Source organism: Streptomyces sp. NPDC005303, assembly GCF_040607335.1.
GTDB lineage: Bacteria > Actinomycetota > Actinomycetes > Streptomycetales > Streptomycetaceae > Streptomyces.
The window spans coordinates 1-21,992 of record NZ_JBEXGM010000055.1 but is presented as its reverse complement, the minus strand read 5'-3'; the positions used below and the strand labels follow the sequence as shown (position 1 = coordinate 21,992).

18 protein-coding genes and 2 pseudogenes are annotated in these 21,992 nt (G+C 68.0%); 10 read left to right on the top strand and 10 right to left on the bottom strand.

What is annotated here, in order from left to right; translation table 11 throughout:
- Positions 1-91: 91 nt before the first annotated feature.
- From ABZT93_RS38660 to ABZT93_RS38650, 3 genes are read right to left on the bottom strand one after another with little or no spacing between them, the layout of a single operon-like run.
- A complete protein-coding gene (locus tag ABZT93_RS38660; protein ID WP_356113509.1) occupies positions 92-1,132 on the bottom strand; it encodes an ABC transporter permease in 1,041 nt (346 codons plus the stop codon).
- The gene (locus tag ABZT93_RS38655; RefSeq protein WP_356113506.1) at positions 1,125-2,690 is read right to left on the bottom strand and encodes a sugar ABC transporter ATP-binding protein; all 1,566 of its coding nucleotides are present in this window, start codon (positions 2,688-2,690) and stop codon (positions 1,125-1,127) included. Before ABZT93_RS38655 ends, ABZT93_RS38660 begins: the two co-directional genes overlap by 8 nt.
- Positions 2,691-2,737: 47 nt before the next feature.
- Positions 2,738-3,799 (bottom strand): sugar ABC transporter substrate-binding protein, encoded by a 1,062-nt coding sequence (locus tag ABZT93_RS38650; protein ID WP_356113504.1) that lies wholly within the window; start codon positions 3,797-3,799, stop codon positions 2,738-2,740.
- A gap of 616 nt (positions 3,800-4,415) precedes the next feature.
- Here ABZT93_RS38650 and ABZT93_RS38645 point away from each other — a divergent pair.
- From ABZT93_RS38645 to ABZT93_RS38635, 3 genes and pseudogenes are all read left to right on the top strand, one after another.
- On the top strand, positions 4,416-5,378 hold the full coding sequence (locus ABZT93_RS38645; RefSeq protein WP_356113503.1) for an expansin EXLX1 family cellulose-binding protein: 963 nt from the start codon (positions 4,416-4,418) through the stop codon (positions 5,376-5,378).
- 886 nt (positions 5,379-6,264) lie between these two features.
- Positions 6,265-6,678 carry a peptidase inhibitor family I36 protein gene (locus ABZT93_RS38640; protein ID WP_356113501.1) on the top strand — a complete coding sequence of 138 codons (414 nt, stop codon included), beginning with the start codon at positions 6,265-6,267 and terminating at the stop codon, positions 6,676-6,678.
- Between the two features lie 228 nt (positions 6,679-6,906).
- Positions 6,907-7,447: pseudogene (locus tag ABZT93_RS38635) on the top strand (transposase); the annotation flags it as partial.
- On the opposite strand, the gene ABZT93_RS38630 reads toward ABZT93_RS38635, so the two are convergent.
- On the bottom strand, positions 7,428-7,988 hold the full coding sequence (locus tag ABZT93_RS38630; RefSeq protein ID WP_356113498.1) for a hypothetical protein: 561 nt from the start codon (positions 7,986-7,988) through the stop codon (positions 7,428-7,430). The pseudogene ABZT93_RS38635 and the gene ABZT93_RS38630 overlap by 20 nt on opposite strands.
- Positions 7,989-8,565: 577 nt before the next feature.
- Here ABZT93_RS38630 and ABZT93_RS38625 point away from each other — a divergent pair.
- Both ABZT93_RS38625 and ABZT93_RS38620 read left to right on the top strand, forming a co-directional pair.
- On the top strand, positions 8,566-8,817 hold the full coding sequence (locus ABZT93_RS38625; RefSeq protein WP_356113496.1) for a hypothetical protein: 252 nt from the start codon (positions 8,566-8,568) through the stop codon (positions 8,815-8,817).
- Between the two features lie 770 nt (positions 8,818-9,587).
- Positions 9,588-10,577 (top strand): ornithine cyclodeaminase family protein, encoded by a 990-nt coding sequence (locus ABZT93_RS38620; protein WP_356113494.1) that lies wholly within the window; start codon positions 9,588-9,590, stop codon positions 10,575-10,577.
- Here ABZT93_RS38620 and ABZT93_RS38615 read toward each other — a convergent pair.
- Complete coding sequence (locus ABZT93_RS38615) at positions 10,564-10,740, bottom strand: hypothetical protein (RefSeq protein WP_356113492.1); 177 nt, start codon at positions 10,738-10,740, stop codon at positions 10,564-10,566. The two genes, ABZT93_RS38620 and ABZT93_RS38615, sit on opposite strands and share 14 nt — an antisense overlap.
- 294 nt (positions 10,741-11,034) lie before the next feature.
- On the opposite strand from ABZT93_RS38615, the gene ABZT93_RS38610 reads away from it, so the two are divergent.
- Positions 11,035-12,240 (top strand): alpha/beta fold hydrolase, encoded by a 1,206-nt coding sequence (locus ABZT93_RS38610; RefSeq protein ID WP_356113489.1) that lies wholly within the window; start codon positions 11,035-11,037, stop codon positions 12,238-12,240.
- Positions 12,241-12,874: 634 nt separating this feature from the next.
- Entirely contained in the window at positions 12,875-13,360 is a 486-nt protein-coding gene (locus tag ABZT93_RS38605) for a lamin tail domain-containing protein (RefSeq protein ID WP_356113487.1), read from the top strand.
- 327 nt (positions 13,361-13,687) lie between these two features.
- On the opposite strand, the gene ABZT93_RS38600 is transcribed toward ABZT93_RS38605, so the two are convergent.
- The 3 genes and pseudogenes from ABZT93_RS38600 to ABZT93_RS38590 all read right to left on the bottom strand — a co-directional run bounded on the left by ABZT93_RS38600 (position 13,688) and on the right by ABZT93_RS38590 (position 16,822).
- Positions 13,688-13,888, bottom strand: coding sequence for a hypothetical protein (locus tag ABZT93_RS38600; RefSeq protein ID WP_356113486.1), 201 nt, complete (start codon positions 13,886-13,888; stop codon positions 13,688-13,690).
- 431 nt (positions 13,889-14,319) lie between these two features.
- Positions 14,320-14,558: pseudogene (locus tag ABZT93_RS38595) on the bottom strand (carboxyl transferase domain-containing protein); the annotation flags it as partial.
- Positions 14,531-16,822: a LuxR C-terminal-related transcriptional regulator gene (locus ABZT93_RS38590; RefSeq protein WP_356113485.1), complete on the bottom strand. Its 2,292-nt coding sequence runs from the start codon at positions 16,820-16,822 to the stop codon at positions 14,531-14,533. The pseudogene ABZT93_RS38595 and the gene ABZT93_RS38590, both read right to left, overlap by 28 nt.
- 327 nt (positions 16,823-17,149) lie before the next feature.
- On the opposite strand from ABZT93_RS38590, the gene ABZT93_RS38585 reads away from it, so the two are divergent.
- Complete coding sequence (locus ABZT93_RS38585; protein ID WP_356113483.1) at positions 17,150-18,034, top strand: endonuclease/exonuclease/phosphatase family protein; 885 nt, start codon at positions 17,150-17,152, stop codon at positions 18,032-18,034.
- Between the two features lie 215 nt (positions 18,035-18,249).
- Here the strand turns inward: ABZT93_RS38585 and ABZT93_RS38580 are convergent, their stop codons facing one another.
- Positions 18,250-18,408, bottom strand: coding sequence for a hypothetical protein (locus ABZT93_RS38580; protein ID WP_356113481.1), 159 nt, complete (start codon positions 18,406-18,408; stop codon positions 18,250-18,252).
- A 611-nt stretch (positions 18,409-19,019) separates the two neighbouring features.
- Positions 19,020-19,886, bottom strand: coding sequence for an alpha/beta hydrolase (locus ABZT93_RS38575; RefSeq protein WP_356113479.1), 867 nt, complete (start codon positions 19,884-19,886; stop codon positions 19,020-19,022).
- 103 nt (positions 19,887-19,989) lie between these two features.
- Here ABZT93_RS38575 and ABZT93_RS38570 point away from each other — a divergent pair, with 103 nt between their 5' ends.
- The gene (locus ABZT93_RS38570) at positions 19,990-20,469 is read left to right on the top strand and encodes a CGNR zinc finger domain-containing protein (RefSeq protein WP_356113478.1); all 480 of its coding nucleotides are present in this window, start codon (positions 19,990-19,992) and stop codon (positions 20,467-20,469) included.
- Between the two features lie 388 nt (positions 20,470-20,857).
- Positions 20,858-21,673: a class I SAM-dependent methyltransferase gene (locus ABZT93_RS38565; protein ID WP_356113527.1), complete on the top strand. Its 816-nt coding sequence runs from the start codon at positions 20,858-20,860 to the stop codon at positions 21,671-21,673.
- The last annotated feature ends 319 nt before the right edge of the window (positions 21,674-21,992 follow it).

The following is a 21,992-nucleotide window of genomic DNA, read 5'->3' as shown; positions in this document are numbered from 1 at the left end:
GCAACTCCTGTGAGGAGCAAGGGAGATCGATCCCCTTGCGACGAGACGTGAACGCGGCGGACGTCGGGCGGCCGGGGTACGGCCGCCCGGGTCACTCCTGGACCTTGCCGCCGGTGATGCGGGAGATGGCGAGCGCGACCAGGATGATCAGGCCGTTGAGGGCGCCGATCCACTGCGCCGGGACGCCGGCCAGCGTGAGCACGTTCTGGATCATGAAGAGGAGCAGGATGCCGCAGAACGCGCCGAACATGGTGCCCTTGCCGCCGTTGAGGCTGATGCCTCCGATGACGGCGGCGGCGAAGACGGTGAAGATGTAGCCGTTGCCCTGAGCGGAGGCGACCGAGGCCAGGCGCCCGGAGAGCATCAGCCCGGCGAGGGCGGCGAGCACGCTGCCGGTGACGATGACGATCCACAGCACCCGGTCGGTACGGATGCCTGCCGCCTTCGCGGCGTCGACGTTGCCGCCGATGGCGTACAGGGAGCGGCCGAAGCTGGTCCAGCCGAGCACCACGATTGCGATCGCGAACAGCGCCAGGCAGATCCAGATGGAGGCGGGCATGCCGAACCATTCGGCGGTGCCGGCGTAGAGCATCGACTCCGGCAGCTGGAAGAAGGTCTGCCCGCCGGAGATGCCGGTGAGGATGCCGCGCAGCACGATCAGCATGCCGAGCGTGACGATGAAGCCGTTGAGGCCGAAGCGGATGATCAGCAGCGAGTTGATCACACCGACGAGCACGCCCACGGCGAGCGTGACCGGGATCGACCAGGCACCGGGCAGCAGCCCCAGACCGTGTCCGGCACCGGTCGGCACCACCAGCCAGGCCGCCACACCGGGCGCCAGGCCCATGGTGGACTCCAGGGAGAGGTCCATCTTCTTGACGATCAGGATCATCGCCTGGGCGAGGACCAGCAGGGCCATCTCGGACATGGTCTGCAGGACGTTGATGAGGTTGTCGGCCTGGAGGAAGACCGGGTTGACGATCTGGCCGACGATCGCGATGACGATGATCGCCGGGACGAGCGCCAGGTCGCGCAGGCGGGCCACCGGGATCCGGCCGCCGAGCAGCGCGGTTCGCTTCAGCTTGGGTTCCACGGCCTGGGCGGCGGTGTCCGCGAGGACGGTGTCAGGCATTGAGGTCCACTCCTTCCATCGCGGCCACGAGGTCGTGGTCGTGCCAGCCGCGGGCTATCTCGGTCGTGACGCGGCCCTGGAACATCACCAGGATCCGGTCACACATGCGAAGGTCATCGAGTTCGTCGGAGGCGATGAGCACTCCGGTACCGGACTCGGCGGTCTCCTCGACCTTGCCGAGGAGGAACTCCTTGGAGCGCACGTCCACCCCGGCGGTCGGGTTGATCAGGACCAGCAGGCGGGGGTCGTCGGCCAGTGCGCGGGCCATGACGACCTTCTGCTGGTTGCCGCCGGACAGGCTGGAGACCGGCAGGTCGGGCCCGGGAGTCTTGATGGCCAGCTTCTCGATCATGCCGTCGGCGAGCCGGTCGCGGCGTCCGCGGCTGAGGAAGCCGTTCTTCCCGATCCGTTTCGGCACGGACAGGGTGGCGTTGTCGGCGATCGACATGTCGGGGACGAATCCCTGGTGGTGCCGGTCCTGAGGGACGAACCCGGCACCGGCCGCGAGCGCGGCGGGCACGCTGCCCGGCCGGGGCCGGCGTCCGGCGATCTCCAGGTCCCCGGTCGCCGCGGCCCGCAGTCCTACGACGGTCTCGGCGACCTCGGTGCGTCCGCTGGCGGCGGCGCCCGCGAGGCCGACGATCTCCCCGGCGCCCACCTGGAAGGTGACGTCGGTGTACGTGTCGTCGCTGCCCAGCGCCTGCACGGACAGTGCGGGTGCGGTGCTCCGGTCCAGGGTGCTGGAGCGTTCCTGTCGCAGGCCGGCGGCGGCCTCCCCGGTCATGGCGGCGACCAGTTCGGCACGGGGCAGGTCGGCGACCGGGGCGCTCACGATGTGCCGGGCGTCGCGGAACACCGTCACCATGTCGCAGATCTCGTAGACCTCCTGCAGGTGGTGACTGATGAAGAGAAAGGTGACGCCCTGGCGTTGCAGGTCGCGGATCCGGTCGAAGAGCCGGCTGATCGCCGCCGCGTCGAGCTGCGCGGTCGGCTCGTCGAGGATGATGAACCGGGCCCCGAAGGACAGGGCGCGGGCGATCTCCACGAACTGCCGCTGCTCGACGTCGAGTTCACCGGCAGGGATCTGCGGGTCGACGTCCACCGACCAGGTCGACAGCAGCTCCTTGGCCCGGCGGCGTACGCCGCTCCAGCTGATGAGCCGGTTGACGCCGTGGTGGTGCCGGTTCAGGAAGAGGTTCTCAGCGACGGTCAGGGTGGGGATGATCGTCGACTTCTGGTAGACGCAGGCCACGCGCCGGCGCCAGGCGTCACGGTCGCTGAGTCGTGGTGCGGGGTTCCCGCCGAAGGTGACCGTTCCCTCGTCGGGGGCGTGCAGGCCCGTCAGGACGGACACGAGGGTCGACTTGCCGGCGCCGTTGCGCCCGACGAGCGCGTGGGTCTCGCCGGATTTGATGGTGATCCGGGCGCCGTTGAGGGCCACCGTGGGACCGAATCGTTTGACTATGCCCGCCGCCTCGACGACGGGCAGGGCCGCTGGGGCCCGCCCGTCGTCCACCGGGGCGGGCACGGGGGTGACTTCTCGCTCCCCGTCGCTCATCTCAACCGCCTTGCGCTGGTGAACCGTTGGATGCCTGAAGGGGCGGATCAGCCGAGGTTGTTGCCCCACAGCGCGGAGTCGTCGCTCTTGACGCTGGCGACGCCGCCGTAGGAGGCGCCGTCGGCGGTGACCAGGGGTGCGGAGAGCTGGTCCTCCAGCAGACCGTCACGGACCTGGATGATCGTGCTGTCGTGGTCGGTCTTGCCCGGCTCGAACGTCTTCCCGTCGATCGCGGCCTTGAGGTAGTACAGGGCGTACTTGGCGTAGAGGTCGGCAGGCTGGGAGACCGTGGCGTCGATCTTGCCGGCGGCTATGTCCTTGAGCTCCTCGGGGATGCCGTCGTTGGACACGACGAATACGTGCTTCTTGTCCTTCGGGTCGACCAGCAGCCCCTTCTGCTTGAGCACCTGCAGGGTGCCGGCCAGGGCGAAGCTGGACTGCATGTAGACGCCCTTGATGTCCGGGTGGGCGGTCAGGTCCGTCTGCAGCTTCTGCGCGGCGACCGCGCCGTCCCAGTTGGTGGCCTCGCCGAACACCTTGATGCCGGGGTAGTTCTTCTTCATGCAGTCGTTGAACGCCTCGGTGCGGTCACGGCCGTTGATCGAGTCGAGGCCGCCCTCCAGCATGACGACCTTGCCCTTGCCGCCGAGCTTTGTACCGAGGAACTGGCAGGCCTTCTCGCCGTACGCGCGGTTGTCGGCCCGCACCACCATGTAGACCTTGCCGCTGTCGGGGCGGGTGTCGACGGTGACGACGGGAATCTTCTTCGCGTCGAGCTGGGCCAGGGTCGGCGCGATGGCGGCGGTGTCCTGCGGGGCCATCGCCACGCCCTTGACGCCCTGGCTGATGAACGTCTGCACATTGGCGGTGAGCTTGGCGACGTCGTTCTGGGAGTTCGTGGTCTTCAGGGACAGGCCCAGATCCTTCGCGGAGTCGGGCGTGTACTTGATGTACGAGTTCCAGAAGTCGGTGTCGGACCGCGGGTAGTCGACGCCCACGAGCGGCTTGTCACTCGACGACGCGGTGGTGGAGCCGCTGCTGCAGGCGCTGAGCAGTGTCAGTGCGCAGACGGCGGACGCGGTGGAGCTGAGTGCGGTTCTGAGTCTCATGGGTACTTCCTCGCGCTGGTCCCGGAGCGGGGTTGTTACGCCGATGCGACGGCTGGATGTCGCTGACGGAGAGATGGGATGTTTATAGGTCGGGCTCGCCCCAATGTCCAGAGGGTGGGGCGAAACTTCCGGAGGTTGCGGCAGAACTGCGCAGCTCGTGCGCGATGTTGGACTCTGGCGAGTAATCCATCCCATGAATGTTGCCGATCCGTGATGGGATGTCTCTTGCGTCTACCTCGCATGGCGACCACGACCGGGTCGGTTTCCCGACTGCAAACCTGACGGTCGCGGTGGGCTGTGCCGAGAGGGGCTGATTCGGCCGATCGTCATCGCTTCGATGTTGGCCAGGTCGGCCTGCGAGCCGACTTCCGTACGGCCGAGGCGGTCACCCGGGTCGACGCCGCCTGCGCCCTCGACGGTGACTCACGCCAGGACGGGCCTGCCTGCAGGTGACCGACGGAGTCTCCGCGGCCGACAGGCCATCCGCCCGCGCCGCGCGTGATCGAGGATGCGCTGATGCGCTGATGCGCTGATGCTCTGACGCGATAGCAACCTTTTCGCGTGCGGTGGTCACTGAAGAGTGAACCATCGGCTTTTCTCCCCGGAACGGACGGACATGAGCACAGCGAGGCAGGTCGCGCGGGAGCGCAGGCGCAAGCGCAGAATGATGTGGGGCACGCTGACACTGGTCGCCGTGAGCGTGGTCGTCTGCCTGGTGATGGCCCTGCTGCCCGACGACAAGGACGACACGACGCCGGCGGCGAGCACGACTGTCGCCGCCGGGCAAGCGGACGCGGGCAAGACGCTGTCCACCCCGTCCGCGAAGGTGAAGGCATCCCCGAGCCCATCGGCGTCACGGAGCGCGGCCGCCTCCCCGAAGCCTTCCAGGACCACCGTCAAGAAGAAGCCCGCACCGGCCAAGACCACGCCTCCGGCGAACGCCGGGTCCGCCACGGCCTCCCTCGCCGGACGTATCAAGTCCGGCACCGACTACCAGGGTGTCGCCACCGCGTACGACGCCGGCGTCGGGGACGGTGCCTGCGGGTTCGGTCCCAGCCCCGACATGATGATCGGGGCGATGAACACCACCGACTACCAGACGGCCAGGGCCTGCGGGGCATACGTGCATGTCCGGGCGGCGAACGGCCGCTCCGTCACTGTCCGGATCACCAATGAGTGCCCGCTGCCCTGCGCGCCCGGACAGATCGACCTCAGTCAGCAGGCGTTCTCCCAACTCGGTGACCTTCACCTCGGCCGGATCGCGATCACCTGGAACCTGGTCAGTCCGGGCAACCCCGGCACCCTCTCGGTCCGCTACAAGACCGGCTCCAGCCAGTACTGGTGTGGCATCCAGATCCTCAACCACCGCAATCCGGTGGCGACACTGGAAGTCGGTACCTCCGGAGGCTGGCGGCAACTGGGCCGCACTTCCTACAACTACTTCCTGTCCACCGACGGCAACGGCTGCGGCAGGGCGATCAGGATCACCGACATCTACGGGCAGCGGCTGACCGTGAACGGCATCGCGATCCGGCCGAACGTCGTCCAGCCCACCAGCGTCCAGTTCGCTCAGCACTGACCCACGCCACGCGGGCGGCGGGCAGTGACGAACTGCCTGCTGCCCCCGTGGCAGGGGATCGTGGTCATGGGCTGTGACCGTGAGGTGGACATCCTTCAGCCGAGGATGCCCGTGAGTGGACCGTGCCCGAGCCGCCGGAGCCGCCTTCGCCCAGCGTCGGCCCGTTCCCGTCGTCCGCGGCAAGCAAAGGGTGCTCGGCGTATCCGCCGTTGCCAACAGATCCTTCATGCTGGTGGCACTACGTGTACGGCGCGGTGACCAGGGGAACAGGGGCTGGGGGAGCGGCGACGGTCCAGGCTCCACTGCCCGCGGGCTGTGTGGCCCCATCACCTGCAACGCGTTCGGCAGCGACACTGTCAGGTACATCGCCCCCCCGGATCCGACACCCTGGCCGCGGTCCTGGAACGCATCCATTGCGAGGCGGGCTGGCGCCCGGGAGCATGAAGTGCCGGTCGGCACGGAGGTCATACGGCGCCGACGCACTGACGCCGACTGTTTCTTCCTGCTCGACCACGTCGGCCGCGGCGCCCGAGATCCCGGCTGGCGGGATTGAACTCCTCACCGACAGACCGAGCGTGGGCTCGGTCATTCTCCGAGCAGGAAGGCAAGCACGGCCCGCCGCTGCGGCGGACCGGGCTCCACGGAGCGTCCGGCCACGCGCAACTCCAGCGGGCCCAGCAGTCGAAAGTCCGTCATCCCAACCAGTCTGCTCGGTCCACTTCATCACCTGGGGTGCGGGTCCATCACAGCAGGCGCGTACAGGTCGGACAAGGTTTCGACAAGGTCGCGACAAGGTCGGCATTTCACAATCGGTGCACGCACCGCCGAGGGACCGGCCCGAGACGTGTTCTCCGCCGGAAGGATCAGTCACGGGAAAGGACCATGAATGAACTTCACAGCACGCACAGTCCGCAGGACTCTGAGCGCGACCGTCGTCGCCGCCACGGTGGCGGCTCTGGGTCTGTTGGCACCGAGTTCGGCCGAAGCCGCTGCGAGTGACTGCCCTTCCGGCAGCCTGTGCGTCTGGGACCAAATCAACTACACGGGAAACCGCTGCAGTTGGAGCAACGCCGACAGCGACTGGACCAGCGGGACCGTGAAGTGTTCATGGGCCGACGACCGCAACGTCAAGTCGGTCTACAACCACGGGACTTCTTCCTCGTACGAGGGGGTCGGCCTCTATTCCGGAGCGGGCTACTCGGGGTATCTCGGCTGCATAGGACAGGGCGTGAAGGGCCCTGGCGTCAGCGGCGGCCCCGGCCTCAAGGTGCTGTCCCACAAGTGGCTCGCCAACTGCTGAGTCCGGACGCCGGAGAGGGTGAGCACGGCACGGGCCGAGCGCCCGGTGGGGCCGTCAAGGGGGAGCGGCCCCACCGTCGCCGATGCCGGCCATGACGGCCACGGGCGCCCGGCCGAAGCTCACCGGGCGACTCACCCGTCCACAGCAGCACGGAACACCGCACCTCGGTCCCGCGGCGCGGGCCGGGGTGCGCTGGCGGGGCGCCGAAGGCGATCAGCAGCAGGACATCGCTACACCGTCGCCAACGGCGCGAAGTGGCGCGCTCTGGCCTCCGACTACCCTCCGTGGGAGACGGTTTACGGGTTTTTCGCCCGATGGAACCGCCGCGGCGTGGTCACCTACGTCCGTGACCAGCTCCGCCGACCGAGATGATCATGGTGACGCCGGCGGACATGCAGGATCGGGATGCCGCACGCGAACTCCTCTGGAGGCTTCGTCTCACGCATCCGCAGATCACCCAGGTCTGGGCCGACTCCGCCTACGCCGGCCAGCTCGTCACCTGGGCCGAGGACTTCCTCCACATCACCCTCAGACCGTCTCCCGACCACAAGGAGCCAAAGGGTTCGTCGTCCACCCGCGCCGCTGGCGGGTCGAACGCACGCTGGGATGGGTCATGAACGCCCGCCGCAACGCACGTGCCTACGAACGCCTTCCGCAGCATTCCGAGGCCCACGTGAATTGGTCACTTATCACCCTCATGACCAGGCGGCTGACTCGGCCGGTGCCTCCCCCGCCCGGAGAGCCCCTCCTCAGACGATGTGGCGGTTGATGAACGCGTGCCAAACGGCAGGAGCCTGTTCCGGGGTGCTGCGGTGTCCGCCCGCGAAGCCATGAAGTTCCTTGTCCGGGCTGGCGAAGGCGTCGAACAGCTCGAACTGCCCCGAACGTGGAAACACTTCGTCGTCCCACTGCAGATGGAAGAGGACTGGTGCGGTGATGGCAGAGGCGTCGTTCAGGATGCGGTCCGGAGCGTGAAGTCCAGGATTGATGATCGACTGCGTACCGAACTTCCCGAACACGGTGCACTTGAGCTCTGGTCCGAGGGCGCGCGCCGCAGCAAGGCCGAAGCGGGTCCCCATGGACAACCCGAAGTAGGCCTGGCGAGTTCGGTCGGCAATACCCGCTTCGGTCAAAGCCTCGCACGTGGCGACCCAGTCGTCAGCCATGCGGTTCAGCACCTGACCGAGACCCTCTGCGGCCATCCTGCCCTGGTACTCCGCCGGCGTGAGAGGTGATGCCACCCGCTCACCGTGGAACGGGCCATCGATCGCTGCGGCCGCGCAGCCAGCAGATGTGATCAGGTCGGCCATCGACAAGATTCGGTCGCTGTGTCGGTGCCCGCTGCCACCGTGCCCCAGCAACACCAAAGGAACTGGCTCTGACCGACCGCACGGCGCCCATACGGTGCCAGGAACTGTTGAGAGCGGCCGGTTGACCACGAACGAACGTTGCGTGGAGTGGCCAGAGATCTGCCGGCAGTCGGACCAGCCCACATGCTGACTCACGTCGCCATCAAACCACGAGGAAGTCGAGAGCAACCGGGGATCAAAACCACTCACTGAGCGCCTCTTCGAACGCCAACCCGGAGCGCCCAGCCTTGTCGGCCACGGCCTCGTCACGCCCGTTGGGGTACTCGAACCCGAGGCCCCTCGGCGGTGCCGCCCCCGATGACCGGTCGGCCCGTCAGGAAGCCCCTCCCTGGTCGGCCCTTCCGCCTGACCCGGGCAGTATTCGCATCTGCGACACCCAAGTCACCGTGACGGTTTCGAGCTGCAGAGCCCCCGGACGGCTCCCCCGGTGAGCGCCGGGGGAAATGTCGATCTAGCCTCCGAAATGAGCGCTTGGTGATCTTTGACGATGCGCTTCAACTCAACTCCAGGAGGAGAAATGCGAAAGCTTCACAAGGCTGCTGTCGCGGTCGCCATCATCAGTGGCTTCACTCTCATGGGCACGGGCCCTGCCACCGCCCAGGCTGCGGGAGGCTCGCATGGCGGCGGGTGCAAGTCCCACGACCTGAACATCGACATCCTCGGCGAAGTAGGCCTTGTCAACGGCCTCGGCGGCAACCTGATCAACGGCGAGGGCAGCCCGGGAGGACAGTTCACCGACATCGGTTCCGAGTGCGGTCAGGGCTGGTAATCCCATCCCGTGACGCTCTGAACCGGCTCCCGCCATCGACGGCCGCAACCCCGCACCCGCCCGGCCCTCAGTGGCTGCTTGTGTTCACCTCGAAGTGACGACAGGGCCCCGGACCACGATCGGTCCGGGGCCGTCTGCTCGGCTGCCCCGGCTGCGTCCGCTCCGCGCGCCGACGTACTCGGCCCCGGCCCGTCACGACCAGGCACATGCTGAAGTCCCACAACACCAGCATGCGCCGCAACTGCGGTGGGCCAGGGTTTGCGCGTGGCCCACGATGAGGCCTGCCTGGGGTCGTATCCCGCGCGACGAGGTCAGTCGGCTTCCGATCCCGCGGGCCGACGTCGGCTCCGTCTGCCGCCGCAGGTCAGACAAGGACGATGCAGCCCTGCTCACCACCGTGACCGCCGCCGGGCGGCGCTTCCACGCCTTCAACCTGCGGAGCCAGGACGCTCGTCGGTCAGCAGACGCATGCGCCCCCTGGTGGTCACCGAGGCTGGTAGGCGGTGGCGTCAAGGCATCCTCCTCGCCGGCGCCGAGACCGATCCTGAGCCCGAGACCAGCGGAGACGCGGAGGCCGCGGCCTTCCTCCACGGCCCCCGCCCGGCTCCTCGCCACCCGTCGCTGTCGGTGTACACGTCGAGGTTTCAGCCGTCCACGCATGAACGTGCTCAGGTGGTGCGGCGTGTCGTAACCGAGGCGACGGAGGCGGACGCTCGACGCTTTGGCTGTGCGGTCGCTGTCCGATGATCGGCAACAGGAGGTTGAGGCGCATGCTCGTTCTGAGCCGTTCGCAGGTCGAGTCCCTGCTCAACGTGGACACGCTGATCGATGCCTTGGCGTCGGCGATGGCGGACCTCAGTGCGGGCCGCGTTTCGGTACCGGCCCGGGTCGCCGCCATGGTGCCCGAACACGATGGATTTCTGGCGGCCATGCCGGGGTTCTTGCCGTCGGCCGGGATGCTCATGACCAAACTGGTGTCGCTCTTCCCCCACAATGACGGGGCACAGCTGCCCACCCATCAGGCGCTGATCGTGGCCTTTGATCCGGACACCGGTGAGCCCACGGCCCTGCTGGACGGTACGGCCATCACCGCGGCGCGGACCGGAGCCTGCTCCGCGTTGTCGGCGCGGCTGCTGGCCCGCGAGGACGCCACGGTGTTGGCGGTGCTGGGCACCGGCGTGCAGGCCCGGTCCCACGCCCGCTCGATCTGCCGGGTGCGCCCGATCCGGCACATCCGCGTGGCAGGCCGGGACCCGGGGAAAGCCGCTGCCCTGGCCCGGGAACTCTCAGACGTACTGGAGGCCGAAGTGCAGGCCGTGTCCGGCTACGCCGAGGCGCTCGACGGCGCGGACATCGCCGCAGCGACGACGCACACCGTCGACCCCGTGATCCGCCGGCCCTGGCTGACGCCCGGGGTGCACATCACGTCCGTGGGGTACAACCCGGTCGGCCGCGAGATCGACGATGCCACGGTCACTGAGGCGCTGGTGTGCGTCGAATCCCGCCAGGCCGTCCTTGCCCCGCCCCCCGCGGGCAGTAACGATCTGCTCACCCCGATCCGCGACGGCCTCATCACAGCCGATCACGTGCACGCCGAACTGGGCGAACTCATCATCGGCAGCAAAGCAGGGCGCACTGCGCCGGATCAGATCACCCTCTACAAGTCCGTCGGTGTGGCCGTGCAGGATGCCGCAGCCACGGCTCTGGTCGTCGCGTCCGCCCGTGAGCAATCGATCGGTGCGGAGATCACTCTGCAGTGATGCCGCTACTCGCGCGGTGTCGTTCCCGCCGAGCGGCTGCTGGATCAGCGACGCGCAGCACACTGGCCACCTCGACCGGTGATGTCGACGCGGCCTGCACCTTGACCAGCGCGGCCATCACGTCGTACTCCTGCGTGGCAGACAGCCAACTGGACACGATCACCGGTGTCTCCACCTCAGCTGTGCTCCGGCTGAAGTAAGCGTCTGGGTGTATTGATCACGAGTGCTGTATGCGCGCTCCGCCTTCGCTCCACTTCCGGGCGGCTCTTCAGGCCCGCAGCGTGGCACCGGCATGCTCCCCCCAGTGCGCCCCGCCGATCGGAGGAGCGGCCCACACCCGATCAGTCACTATCCGTGCGCCCCGCCGTCTCGGCTCCCTGTATGGCCCGCGGCGGCGGAGATGCTGACCCCCCCTGGAACAACCGTTCCTCAGGGCGAACAGACATCGGAGGCGACGATGCCGCAACTCACCACCGCTGACCACAAGGTCAAGCACAAATCAACCATCCCGGCGAATTCCGGCGAGGAGGTCGAGCTCTTCGTACGGGAATACAAGAGGGCCACCGGACCCACCGGCACCCCCAAGCCGGTTCTCATGCTCCACGGCAGGAGCGTTCCGGCCGTCCCCGGCTTCGACCTCGTGCTCCCTCCCAAGGGCGGTTCCACGCATCCGGACACCAGCTACAGCTGGGCGCAGTACCTGGCAGACAAGGGTTACGACGTATACCTCATGGACCTCCAGGGTTCCGGGCTCTCCCCGCGCCCGAAGATGGAGGATCCGTGCAACGCCAACCCGGCCCAGCGGGGCCTCCTGGAGACCAATCCCGGCACGAGCACCTGTTCCCCGACAGCGCCCTACCCGCACCAACTGGGCAACTCCCAGAGCGAGTGGGACGAACTGGCCACCGTCGTCAAGTTCATCAGGGCGCGGTGCAACAACGAGAAGGTCTCCTTCATCGGCTGGTCCGCGGCGTCGTTCGTCATGGGTCCTTACGCTCTGCAGAATCCGGGGGACGTGGCGAGACTGTTCCTTCTCGCGCCCATCTTTCCCCCGAACGGCCGATGGTCGACACACACCGCCGCGCCCTTCGCTCCGCCTCCCGGAACGGGCCTGCCGGCGCAGCCCGAGTCCAAGCCGCTCGCGGTCTTCGGCTTCCCGATGAACCTCACCAGCAAGGTGGGCCTGCAAGCCACCATCAGTGACAAGGACCTGGCCGACCACGTGTGGAAGGTCATCATGGAGTGCGACAGCATCGGTCAGAAGTGGGGTGGCTCGACTGCGGGCGCACCCGATGGCGTCATGCGGTGGCGCAACTCCTACTGGTGGGGCTGGAACACGAGCACCGTGCCATACGGCTCCACGCTGGGCACCGCCGTGCCGGTGTGCATCGTCTACGGAGACCAGGACAAGACGGCCAACACCCCGGAGGAACTGGGGCCGGTGCTGCACTTCTCCGTTCCGGACCTCTACCGGGCGATTCCGGGCGCCGACAAGCTGATGATCCGGGTCGAGGGCTGGGACCACCAGCCGGTCTGGGAACGTCGGCCCAACCAGATGCTGCAGCAGATGTCCTGGAAGTGGCTCGAAGACAAGCAGGTCTTCGGCGTCGAGACCGGAAGCTGGGTCATGGACGCGGACGGCGTGGTGACCGACATGGAGTGAGGCGCCGCCACGGTGACAAGCGGGGACGAGCCGGCCGGGCCGCGGAGCCGTGAGCGCGACCCGGCGCCGGCGGCCAGGACCGGTGATCGGTGATCACCACCGGGACGGACATGGCCCGTCGACTGGTCCGACCAGCCGAGATGCACGCTCCATCCGTCATCTCGGCTGAAAAACCAGCAGTCCGAGGTCCGCGCCCGGCGCCGCGAGGCGCACCCGCGCCCCGTCGGGTACATCAGCGACGTATGTGTTCGATCTCCCGCGCGCCGGGGGTGTGCGGTGCCGGGAGGGCTGTTACGCACTTTCGGGTGACGGCCCAGCGGGCAGTGGGGTGGCGTGGTCTGGCGATCGGAGCCGGCCGACCAAGGCGCACACCGGTCGAGGATCTCCCGAGGCGTCAACATGGTGCGTACACCACATAAATGGACGATACATCCAAGAGTTACAGAAATATGGGTAAAGGGTAATGGAGTGCCCATATGGCGTTCACGATCTGCACACGGTGGTCATGGTGTGGGGGAGCGGCCAACCGGCCGTCACCCGCACACCGCACCCGCACATCCCATCCGGTCGACTGTCAGGGCCGTGGGCAAGGCGGGTGCTCGTACAGCCTGGGGGCCTTGTGTCTTCTTCCACTGTGACCGCCCGTCGTCTCTCCGCTGCCGCGTTGGCAGCCGCCGCCATCGTCGGGGCGGTGGCTCTGCCGGCGTCGGCGGCCGACCACGCCCGGCCTGACCGGACGAGGGTGGAGATCAGCGCGGTGCAGTACGACTCGCCCGGCCCCGAGGACCGCTCGCGGCGTTCGCTGAACAAGGAGTGGGTGGAGCTCACCAACACTTCCCGCCGCACGGTCAACCTCGACGGCTGGACCCTGACGAACGAGGACGGCGACACCTACACCTTCGAGCACTACCGTCTGGAGGGCCGCGCCACGGTCCGCGTCCACACCGGCAGGGGCCACGACACCGACAGCGACCTCTACATGGACCGCCACAACTACGTGTGGGACAACTACTCGGACACCGCCACCCTGCGCAACGACCACGACCGCTTCATCGACGACGCGTCCTGGGGCGGTCGCCACCACGGCGGGCACCACCACGGCGGTGGCCGCCACCACTGACCCTGCCTCCTGCACCTTCGGAATGAGGTGACGCCGCGGCGAGGGGTCATGGCCCCGGCCGGTTCGACCGGTCGGGGCCTCCGTGTTCAGGGCGCGGCCACCGCACCCGCACCGTGCCGTCTCGGCACGGTGTTCGCGGCCTCCGCCGTCGCGGCTCGTTACCCATCCGACCTCGAACTACCGCTGTCGGGGCGGCACTTCGCCGAACTGGGCGGAGATCGCCATTGCCGACCGATGGCCTGCCCAACCGGCTCGTTCGCTGGGGCTGGTCCGGGGAGCGCCAAGCTCCCCGGGAGCCTACGGCCTGCATGTCTCCGACCAGGCCGCCTACTGGTAACAGCCGGCGGCACACAACACGGTGACCGTGCCGCTCTTTCCGGCCGCTGGGGAGCTGATGTGGTGAGTGGTGGCCGCGGGGGTCTTGCTGGTCTCCCACGGCATGGGGACGGCCATGGCCTGCGGGGCGATGGCGGTGAAGGCTGCGGTGGTCACGAACACGGCGACAATCGCACGCTTGCGCAGCTGCATCTGAACTCCTCGATCGACGGTCGGCCAGTGAAGTTCGGCGGCCGGCACGCTGTCCGGACAGGCCGCCACGTCTGTCTGCCAGTCTCACGGCGCGTGAAGCCTCAAGCCAGGTTCATCGGAGTAGTCAGCCAGTTCTCCATACGATCACCGCGAATGACGGACTGTGTTCCGGACAGGCCCGACATGAGTTCTGGACAGAGTGGGACAGTGAGGGGCCGTGCGGGCTGGGTAGAGCCGGCTTGAGCGCGGCCAGAAGAAGTGCTCGTCGCCCGAATAGTCGTATCCCCAGGAGACGAGACCGCCCGGCCGAACGACTAGTGGATCTTCCGGGAGCCACGCGGAGGGAAGACGACCAGCTCGCCGCAGATCACGCCCGTGCCGTAGGCGTCCGGAAACGCCTTGAAGTCGTGGGGCAGCGCTGAGCCGACGTAGTGCGCCTCGCCCGGGGCACCGCCGAAGATGCGGAAGTCGTGCGCGTAGACGAAGAGGGTCCGGCCGTGGACGGTGCCCAGCCGGTGAGGACACCGTCGGTGTGCGGGCGCTTGTTCTCCAGGCCGAATCCGGACGCCCGGTGCCGCCGCAAGCGCTGCGTTTCGCGGAACGTCCCGTCGTCCAGCAGGAGTTCGACTCGCTCACGCGCCGTCAGCTTGCCTCTGGCCCGCTGGGCCAATGAGGGGTGTCGCTGTTTAGCATGATGCGGGTGAGGCTCGCCCGGTTCGCGACGCCGAGCTTGCGATACACCTGTCCCAGGTGGGTCTCCACCGTCCGCACACTGAGTACCAGGGCTCCGGCGACCTGGGCGTTCGTCATTCCTTTGCTGACCAGACCGGCTATCTCTCTCTCCCGCGCGGTGAGTGACGCCAATGCGTCGGGGGCGTCCAGCGCTGCGACGCGCGTGGTGAGCCTGCCGCGCAGGTGGGTGACCGCGTCGGTGAGCCGTCGGGAACCGCATTGGTCCGCCAGGATCCCGGCACGTTCGAGCCAGCCGGTCACTTCATCGGTACGTCCCGCATGCAGGGACAACTCGGCGGCTGTGAGCAGCGTACGGCAGACCTCGATGCGTTCATCACTGGCGGAGAAGGCCGTGATCGCCTCTTTCGCCTTACGCACCGCCCAGTCGGTCGCGCCCTCCAGGGCATGGGCCCGCATGCGCGCACGCAGGGCGAAACCCTGTCGGTTGGTGGAGGGGAGCTGTGCGAGGCCGGCCTCGGCGAGCCGTGCCCAGTGGTCGACCGACGCCTGGTCGCCTTCCGCGAACGCCGCCTGCGCCAAGGTGTCGCACCAGCGTGGTTTGCGCCATGTGGTGAGCCTGGGCAGGTCGGTGCCGCCTGCGGCGTTCAGCAGGAGCCACCGGGCGCGTGCCGTGTCGCCCGTGAGCAGTACGAATTCGGCGTGGAAGCAGCGTACGGTGACCGCCCACGCCGTCGGTGTGTCGCCGGCGATCGCCACGGCGTGTTCAGCCATGGCGACCGCGTCCTGCATATCACTGGAGCGCCTTTGCCAGTAGAGGGTCTCGGCGCGCACCATCGCGAGGACCGCCTCGGTGCTGGGGTTGCCGACTCGCTCGATATGGCGGGCAGTTGCGTCCAGGGTCGTCAGCGCGGGGCGCAGTTTCCCGGAGCGCAGCTGGGTGTTCGCCAGCACGGTGAGGATCTGAGGCTGGACATATGTCTGTCCTGTGCTCTCGGACAGGGCAGCGCCGCGGGTGAGGTGGCGTTCCGCGTCGAGGAGTCGTCCCAGCATGCCTTCTGTCATGCCCAGCTGGAGGGCGGCCTCCAAGTTGGTCAGGAGGGTGGCGTCGGAGGCGGAGTCGATGAGGCCGGCCGCTCGGGTTGCCGTTGCCTGCGCTGTCGTCTGATCACCTGTGAACAGTTGTGCGAGCGCGGCCTGGGCCAAGGCGTGGGACTCACCGATGCCGTCATGGTGTCTGTGCGCGATCGTCGCAGCTGTTTCGGCATGGTGCCGGGACGTCTCGTAGTCCTGGAGGTCATAGGCGTAATCGGCCAGTTCGGTGTGCAGAGCGGCGGCAGTCGCGGTGTCGTGGTCGGCAAGCGCCGCCAGTCCGGTGCGTGCGATGGCTCCGGCTTCGGTGTACCGCCCGAGCCGTCGTTCGATCCTGCTGGAGTCGGCGAGAGCGGTCGCTTCGATGGGCTGGCCCCCGGGCATTGCCGAGCGCAGCGCATCGAGAAGTGCACGGCCTTCTGAAGCGTTGCCGGTGAGCAGTCGTGCGCGAGCAAGCAGGACCTGCGCTTCGTGCCAGTGGGTCTGGCCCTCCTGGAGCAGCGGCAGTACGGCATACAGGTACTCGGCTGCCACGGCGGGCTTGGCGTAGAGCACCGCCCGCGCGGCGGCGATCAAGGTCGTGATGTGCTCGGGCTGGTTCGGGTCGGCGGCCCGGGCGACATGGTGGGCGCGTCGCGCGATCGGAGCCCCCTGCTCGGCCAGTACCCTCTCGGCACGCCGGTGCAGGGCGATGCGCCGGCTGAATTCGAGCTGCTGGTAGACGGCCTCTTCCACCGTCCGGTGGCGCAGCGCCAGTTGCGTCGCGGGTTCAGTCGGCTGCACCAGATCCAGGCGGATGAGGGTGTCCAGGGCGGCCATGGTCTCGCGCACCTCCAGGCCCGCGACCGCGGCCAGCAGTTCCGGATGGAAGGGCTCACCGAGCACTGCCGCGGCCTGGACTGCTTTCAGGGCAACGGGTTCGAGGCCGACCAGCCTGTCCAGGACCGCCGTACCGGCATCGATGTCCCCGTGAGGGGCCGCGATCTCTTTCAGCCACGGCATGTTGTTCGTGGCCTCACGACGGACCTCGTCGGCGCTCGGCTGGTCGTCGGACCCGTCCCCGGAGCTCTCCTGCGACGGCGGCGCGAGGTTCCAGACCTCCACGAGAGCCCCCTCGGGTAGCAGTCCGCCATTTGGCAGATCATCAGCCATAAATGTGATCATAAATGCATCCTCGGTGCACGGAGCGCAGTCCTGTGAGTGGAGCCGGTTCGTACCCTGCCCCTACGCCCCCGTGTGCCGACTGCTTGCCAGTGCCTTCGTGGCCTCCTCCCCAGAGCGGCAGGCGCGCAAAGTGGTGCGCCGTCCTCATGCTTTCCAACTCATAACGGCGCCAAGATCGTTGTGTGACGATCCGGTCCGAAGTCAGCAGCTACGCCACGGTGGTCAGTTCCTCGTCGCCGATGCAGGCGTGCCCCGCGGCCCGAAGAAGGCCCGCCCACCACCCGGTTCCGAGTTGAAGTCCCGTAACTTCGAGGGGTGAGGCTCGCAACGTTCAACATTCTGCATGGTCGGCCGATGAAAGAGGGACGGCCGTTTCCCCTGCCCGCCGCTGCAGAAGAGGAGTTACTGGTCGGAGCCGTCGCATCCGTGGACGCCGACATCATGGCGCTGCAGGAAGTCGACCGTCTCCAGGAGCGGTCGGGGCAAGGCGACCAGGCGGCTGTCGCGGCCCGGGCGTTCGGCGCGAAGGACTGGCGCTACGCGTCGGCACTGCACGGCCGCGCCGTGATGGACAAGGGCTGGCTACTCGACGCGGCCGAGCCTGGGCTACGCGTGTACGGACCTGGAGCTTCGGCGGCACGGGACGACATCCCCTCGCACGGCATCGCGTTGCTCAGCCGAAACCCGGTACGCACATGGCGCGCACGACGGCTGGCTCCCGCACCGGTTCGACTGCCCCTGCGCGTAGCGGGGCGTCCCGGACTCACGTGGGTACCGGATCAACCGCGGGCGGCGCTGGCCGCGGTCGTGGAGGGCGAACGCGGGCCCCTCACCGTGGTGGCCGTGCACCTGTCCTTCGTGCCCGGCTGGAACGTGAGCCAATTGGTCACGATCCGCCGTTGGGTGGCCGACCTACCGGCACCACATGTGGTGCTGGGCGACTTCAACCTGGTGGGCCCAGTGCCCTGGATGGTGCTCGCTGGGGCCACGTGGCTGGACCGCACGGCCCGCCGGGCAGGACGGGGAAGTGAAGCGTGGAGTGATCTGGCCCGCACACCCACCTATCCCTCCCACCGTCCGATGGTTCAGTTCGACCATGTATTGGCAGCAGGTGTCCCTGGGGGAGCGGTGCGTGAGAGCGTCACGCCGGCCATGCCCATCTCCGACCACCGGCCGCTCGTGGTCGAGTTGGGGTTTTGACGCGCGCTGTCCGAGCGGTCACGGAAAGAGGCCCTTGTCGCCGTTCACGTAGCGAGAGGCTCGTGCTCGTCGGAGTGAGGGCTGCGTGGACAGTGGCTGCTGGGCGGCACCCGGATGAGCCGGGCGGAAGGATCTGCTGTCCTCCCGTGAGCAGGGCGCTGCAGGAGAACGGTGAGCCCTGCTTGGCATCCACCGCGACCTGCGAGCCGCCCAGGTCAGTTACCGGCCTTCTTGTCGAACCATCCGAGCGACCGGACGACGGACGCGCCGATAAAGAGAATGCCGAGGGGAACGATCGTGAACCAGACGGCAGCGGCTTTCACGGCCGCGAGCAGGGCGATGGCGGCGATGGCCAGCGCCAGGAGTACGAGCATGCCCAGAAGGACACGAATCTTGGAAACCAACGGAGGACTCTCCCATGTTCAGCTGGGCTCGATTGACCAGACAGCGTTCGCTCAGGCCTCCGTCAGGAAGCTCATGAGGCAAGTCTCCCAACGCTGCCTTGTGGAGGGGCCAGTGGAACTACGCAATTGACTACGTAGGTTCACCGGCGGGGGCGGGCAGCGGCCGGCCAAGTTGAGGACGGAAATGGCTCAGAGTCCTCTGACCCAGACCGCGAGTTGGGGGCCGGTCGTCGGTCGCCGATGGTGAGGGTGCGCGGGCCGGCCGTGGCGCGCGGCAGGCGGCCGACGTGGATCTTGGAGCCGTCCTCGCGGAATGAGCAGCGCCTGCGCCTGATGTCAACTGCCGCCCTGCTTCGGGAAATGGAAGTCGACCGCCCACCGTCGGTTCCTGATCTCGAAGAAGTCGTACCGGGGTTGTGGCGTCGCCGACCGCGAACGCTTCCCCCACGCCTTCGTACTGGTCCAGCGCCTCCTTGATCGAAGCACAGGATCAGACGGAGGTCGTATTCGTGTCCCCCAGCATCCCCGTACGCGCGATCACGTGCGTGGAATCGCTCGAGGTCAGACCATGACGAGCGAGCCTAGCCCAGCACCCGCCCGAGGAAGCCGCGCAGGTAACCCGTGACGACGTCGAGGTGACTCTCCAGCAGGAAGTGACCGCCGTTGATCAGGTGCACCTCGGCGTCCTTGGCGTCCCGGGCGAAGGCCTGCGCGCCGGCCGGGCCGAAGATCTCGTCGTTGCGGCCCCACACGGCGAGCACCGGGACCTCACTGGTGCGCAGGAACTCGTGCAGCAGCGGGTAGAGCGGGCGGTTGTTCTGGTAGTCGCGGAACAGGGCCAGCTGGACCTCGTCGTTGCCCTCGCGGGAGACGAGGGCGAAGTCGTGCTGCCAGGTGTCCGGGCTGACCAGGCTCGGGTCGGGCACGCCGTGCAGGTACTGCCAGCGGATGGCGTCGATGTCCAGCGCGGTGCGGACTGCGGGTTCGGTGTCGGGGCCGGGGTTCGCCCCGTAGGCCCAGACGTCGGTCCAGAACGACTCGACGAAACCGTCCTCGTAGCCGTTGCCGTTCTGGGTGACGAGGGCGGAGATCCGTTCGGGGTGCTTGAGCGCGAGACGCCAGCCGATGGGGGCGCCGTAGTCCTGGACGTAGAGGGCGTAGCGCTCCAGCCCCAGCTGGTCGAGCAGTCCGGAGGTGAGTTCGGCCAGGGCGTCGAAGGTGTAGGTGAACTCCCCCACGAGAGGGGCGGCGGAGTGGCCGAAGCCGAGGTGGTCCGGCGCGATGACGTGGTAGTCGTCGGCCAGCAACGGGATGAGTTCGCGGAACATGAACGAGCTGGTCGGGTAACCGTGCAGCAGGACGATCGTGGGGGCGTCGGCGGGGCCGGCTTCGCGGTAGAAGATCTCGTGGCCGTCGACGGTTGCGGTCCGGTGATGCACCGAGTTCATTGTAACCCCTTTGAAGTCTCGATCCGGTTAGTTCCTCGCCATGCAAGCACGAGATGAGCTAACCTGTCAAAGGATTCAATCCGGTTAGAGAGGGTGGCGCCCGATGGACGTGCTGCTGGACCTGCTCAACAGCAGGCCACTGGTCAACGGCGAGGAACAGGACGCGCTCGGCGACCCGGCCGACGGCAGGCGCTGGGCACGGGAGCACGGCGGCGACGGCAGCCTCGCGGAACTGGCGCTGCTGCGCGAGGCACGGGACGCCCTGCGAGACGTAGTGCGCGGAGAAAGCTCGCCCGCCGTACTGGGCCCGCTGCTCGAAGGGGTCCACCAGATTCCGGAGATCACTTCGGACGGTCTTCAGTGGACGGTCGAGACTCCGCCGCACGCCCGGCTGGCCGTCGAAGTGGTCCTCGCCTGGGCCGCCACCGAGAAGGGGCTGCCCGGCCGACTCCGCCCCTGCGCCAACGCCGAGTGCCAGCTGTTCCTGCTCGACCGCAGCCGCGCCAACCGCGCACGCTGGTGCTCAATGGCTGTCTGCGGCAACCGTGAAAAAGCACGCCGCCACTACGAACGCACCCGCTGACCCGTCCCGCGCGCCAACACACGTCCCCCACCGGTCGACAGGCGAGCGATCAAGTTCGATGCGCCATTCGACACGGGAGGTCAAAGATCAAGCTGAGCTTGTTTCTTTCACCTTTGGCGGAGCCTCAGTAGCACCGCTGAGTTCGCCACGGTGACCTTGAGGGAGGCTTCGCGTCGATGAGCGAGGAAGCGCAGTCACGTCGGGTGACACTGGGGACACGACTCGGCAGCCGCCAATGGTCACTGGTGGTCTTTGTGGTCATAGGCGGTCGGTGTGCGCATGACCGGCTGGCCGCGTATGAAGGTCGTTCCACTCATCAGGCCCCTTGGAATCGATCATCTAGGGTGGCGCCGTGACTGATGAGCAGGAGCGGGTGGAGCCGTCGGGAGTGTGGGCCACGGCGGTGGGGGTGGCCCGGGTGCGGGCACTGGAGACCGAGCGGGAGAACGCGCTGTTCCGCGACCCACTGGCACAGGCATTCGCCGCCGCCGGCGGCCTGTGGCCCTCATCGCCGCCACTGCCCGACGACGAGGCCGCGCGACGCCGCCGGCTGGGCGTGGTGTTCTCGATCGTCATCAGGACGAAGTTCCTCGACGACCTGTTGCAGGAGGCCTCCGCGTCCGGGGTCCGGCAGGTCGTGCTGCTCGGCGCAGGCATGGACAGCCGGGCCTTCCGGATGGACTGGCCCGAGGGCACCCGGCTGTTCGAGGTCGACACCGCCGCGCCACTGGACTTCAAGGCTTCGGTGCTGCGCCAGGAGCGAGCCGTCGCGCGCTGCGAGAGGATCACCGTAGCGGTGGATCTGCGTGCGGACTGGCCAGGCGCGCTGGCCGCCGCGGGGCACGACCCAGCCATGCCGACCGTGTGGATCGCCGAAGGACTGCTGATCTATCTGCCCGAGGATGCGGTGGACCTCCTCCTGGCCCGGATCAGCGCGCAGTCGGCGGCGGGCAGTCGGATGGGGCTGACATTGGGCTCGCGCGGTGTGATCGAGCGCTTCGGTGCGGACGCCGAGCCCGGATCGGCGGCGTCCATGTGGGTCTCGGAGATGCCCGACGACCCGGTGGGGTGGCTGGCCGGACACGGCTGGGAGGCCGACAGCCACACCCTGCGCGAGCGCGCCGCCGCCTACGGCCGCCCGATCAGCACCCCACCGCAGCGCGAGGAGCGGCCCGGCGGACTGATCTCGGCGGTCCGCCGGTAGAGCGCGTCCCGGTTCCTTTGATGAGCGATTCCAAGGGGGCCTGACGAGTGGAGCCGGCCTCATGCGTGGCCGGCCAGTCCTGCGCGCACTGACGCCTGCGATCCCTGAAGTCCGCCCGGGAAACGCCTGGCTGGACGGTGGTGGGGCCGACACTCCTTCTGGGCACTCCTTCTGGGCGACCAGCTGTTCCTCCACCGTCAACGGCGCGCCTGTCTCTCGGGTGCCCCTAGGGCCTGTCTGACAAATGATCACCCGGCTGGTTCGCGGAGCCAGAGGATGAGTGCTGCGAGGCGAAGTCCGGCGCGGTAGCGGTCTGCGA

Excerpts from the sequence above, each read along its gene's own strand:
- ABZT93_RS38575 (WP_356113479.1), bottom strand. The coding sequence starts at position 19,886 with ATGAACTCGGTGCATCACCGGACCGCAACCGTCGACGGCCACGAGATC.
- ABZT93_RS38640 (WP_356113501.1), top strand. The coding sequence starts at position 6,265 with ATGAACTTCACAGCACGCACAGTCCGCAGGACTCTGAGCGCGACCGTC.
- ABZT93_RS38625 (WP_356113496.1), top strand. The coding sequence starts at position 8,566 with ATGCGAAAGCTTCACAAGGCTGCTGTCGCGGTCGCCATCATCAGTGGC.
- ABZT93_RS38600 (WP_356113486.1), bottom strand. The coding sequence starts at position 13,888 with ATGCAGCTGCGCAAGCGTGCGATTGTCGCCGTGTTCGTGACCACCGCA.
- ABZT93_RS38660 (WP_356113509.1), bottom strand. The coding sequence starts at position 1,132 with ATGCCTGACACCGTCCTCGCGGACACCGCCGCCCAGGCCGTGGAACCC.
- ABZT93_RS38645 (WP_356113503.1), top strand. The coding sequence starts at position 4,416 with ATGAGCACAGCGAGGCAGGTCGCGCGGGAGCGCAGGCGCAAGCGCAGA.
- ABZT93_RS38610 (WP_356113489.1), top strand. The coding sequence starts at position 11,035 with ATGCCGCAACTCACCACCGCTGACCACAAGGTCAAGCACAAATCAACC.
- ABZT93_RS38630 (WP_356113498.1), bottom strand. The coding sequence starts at position 7,988 with ATGGCCGACCTGATCACATCTGCTGGCTGCGCGGCCGCAGCGATCGAT.
- ABZT93_RS38580 (WP_356113481.1), bottom strand. The coding sequence starts at position 18,408 with ATGCTCGTACTCCTGGCGCTGGCCATCGCCGCCATCGCCCTGCTCGCG.
- ABZT93_RS38620 (WP_356113494.1), top strand. The coding sequence starts at position 9,588 with ATGCTCGTTCTGAGCCGTTCGCAGGTCGAGTCCCTGCTCAACGTGGAC.
- ABZT93_RS38655 (WP_356113506.1), bottom strand. The coding sequence starts at position 2,690 with ATGAGCGACGGGGAGCGAGAAGTCACCCCCGTGCCCGCCCCGGTGGAC.
- ABZT93_RS38650 (WP_356113504.1), bottom strand. The coding sequence starts at position 3,799 with ATGAGACTCAGAACCGCACTCAGCTCCACCGCGTCCGCCGTCTGCGCA.
- ABZT93_RS38590 (WP_356113485.1), bottom strand. The coding sequence starts at position 16,822 with ATGGCTGATGATCTGCCAAATGGCGGACTGCTACCCGAGGGGGCTCTC.
- ABZT93_RS38570 (WP_356113478.1), top strand. The coding sequence starts at position 19,990 with ATGGACGTGCTGCTGGACCTGCTCAACAGCAGGCCACTGGTCAACGGC.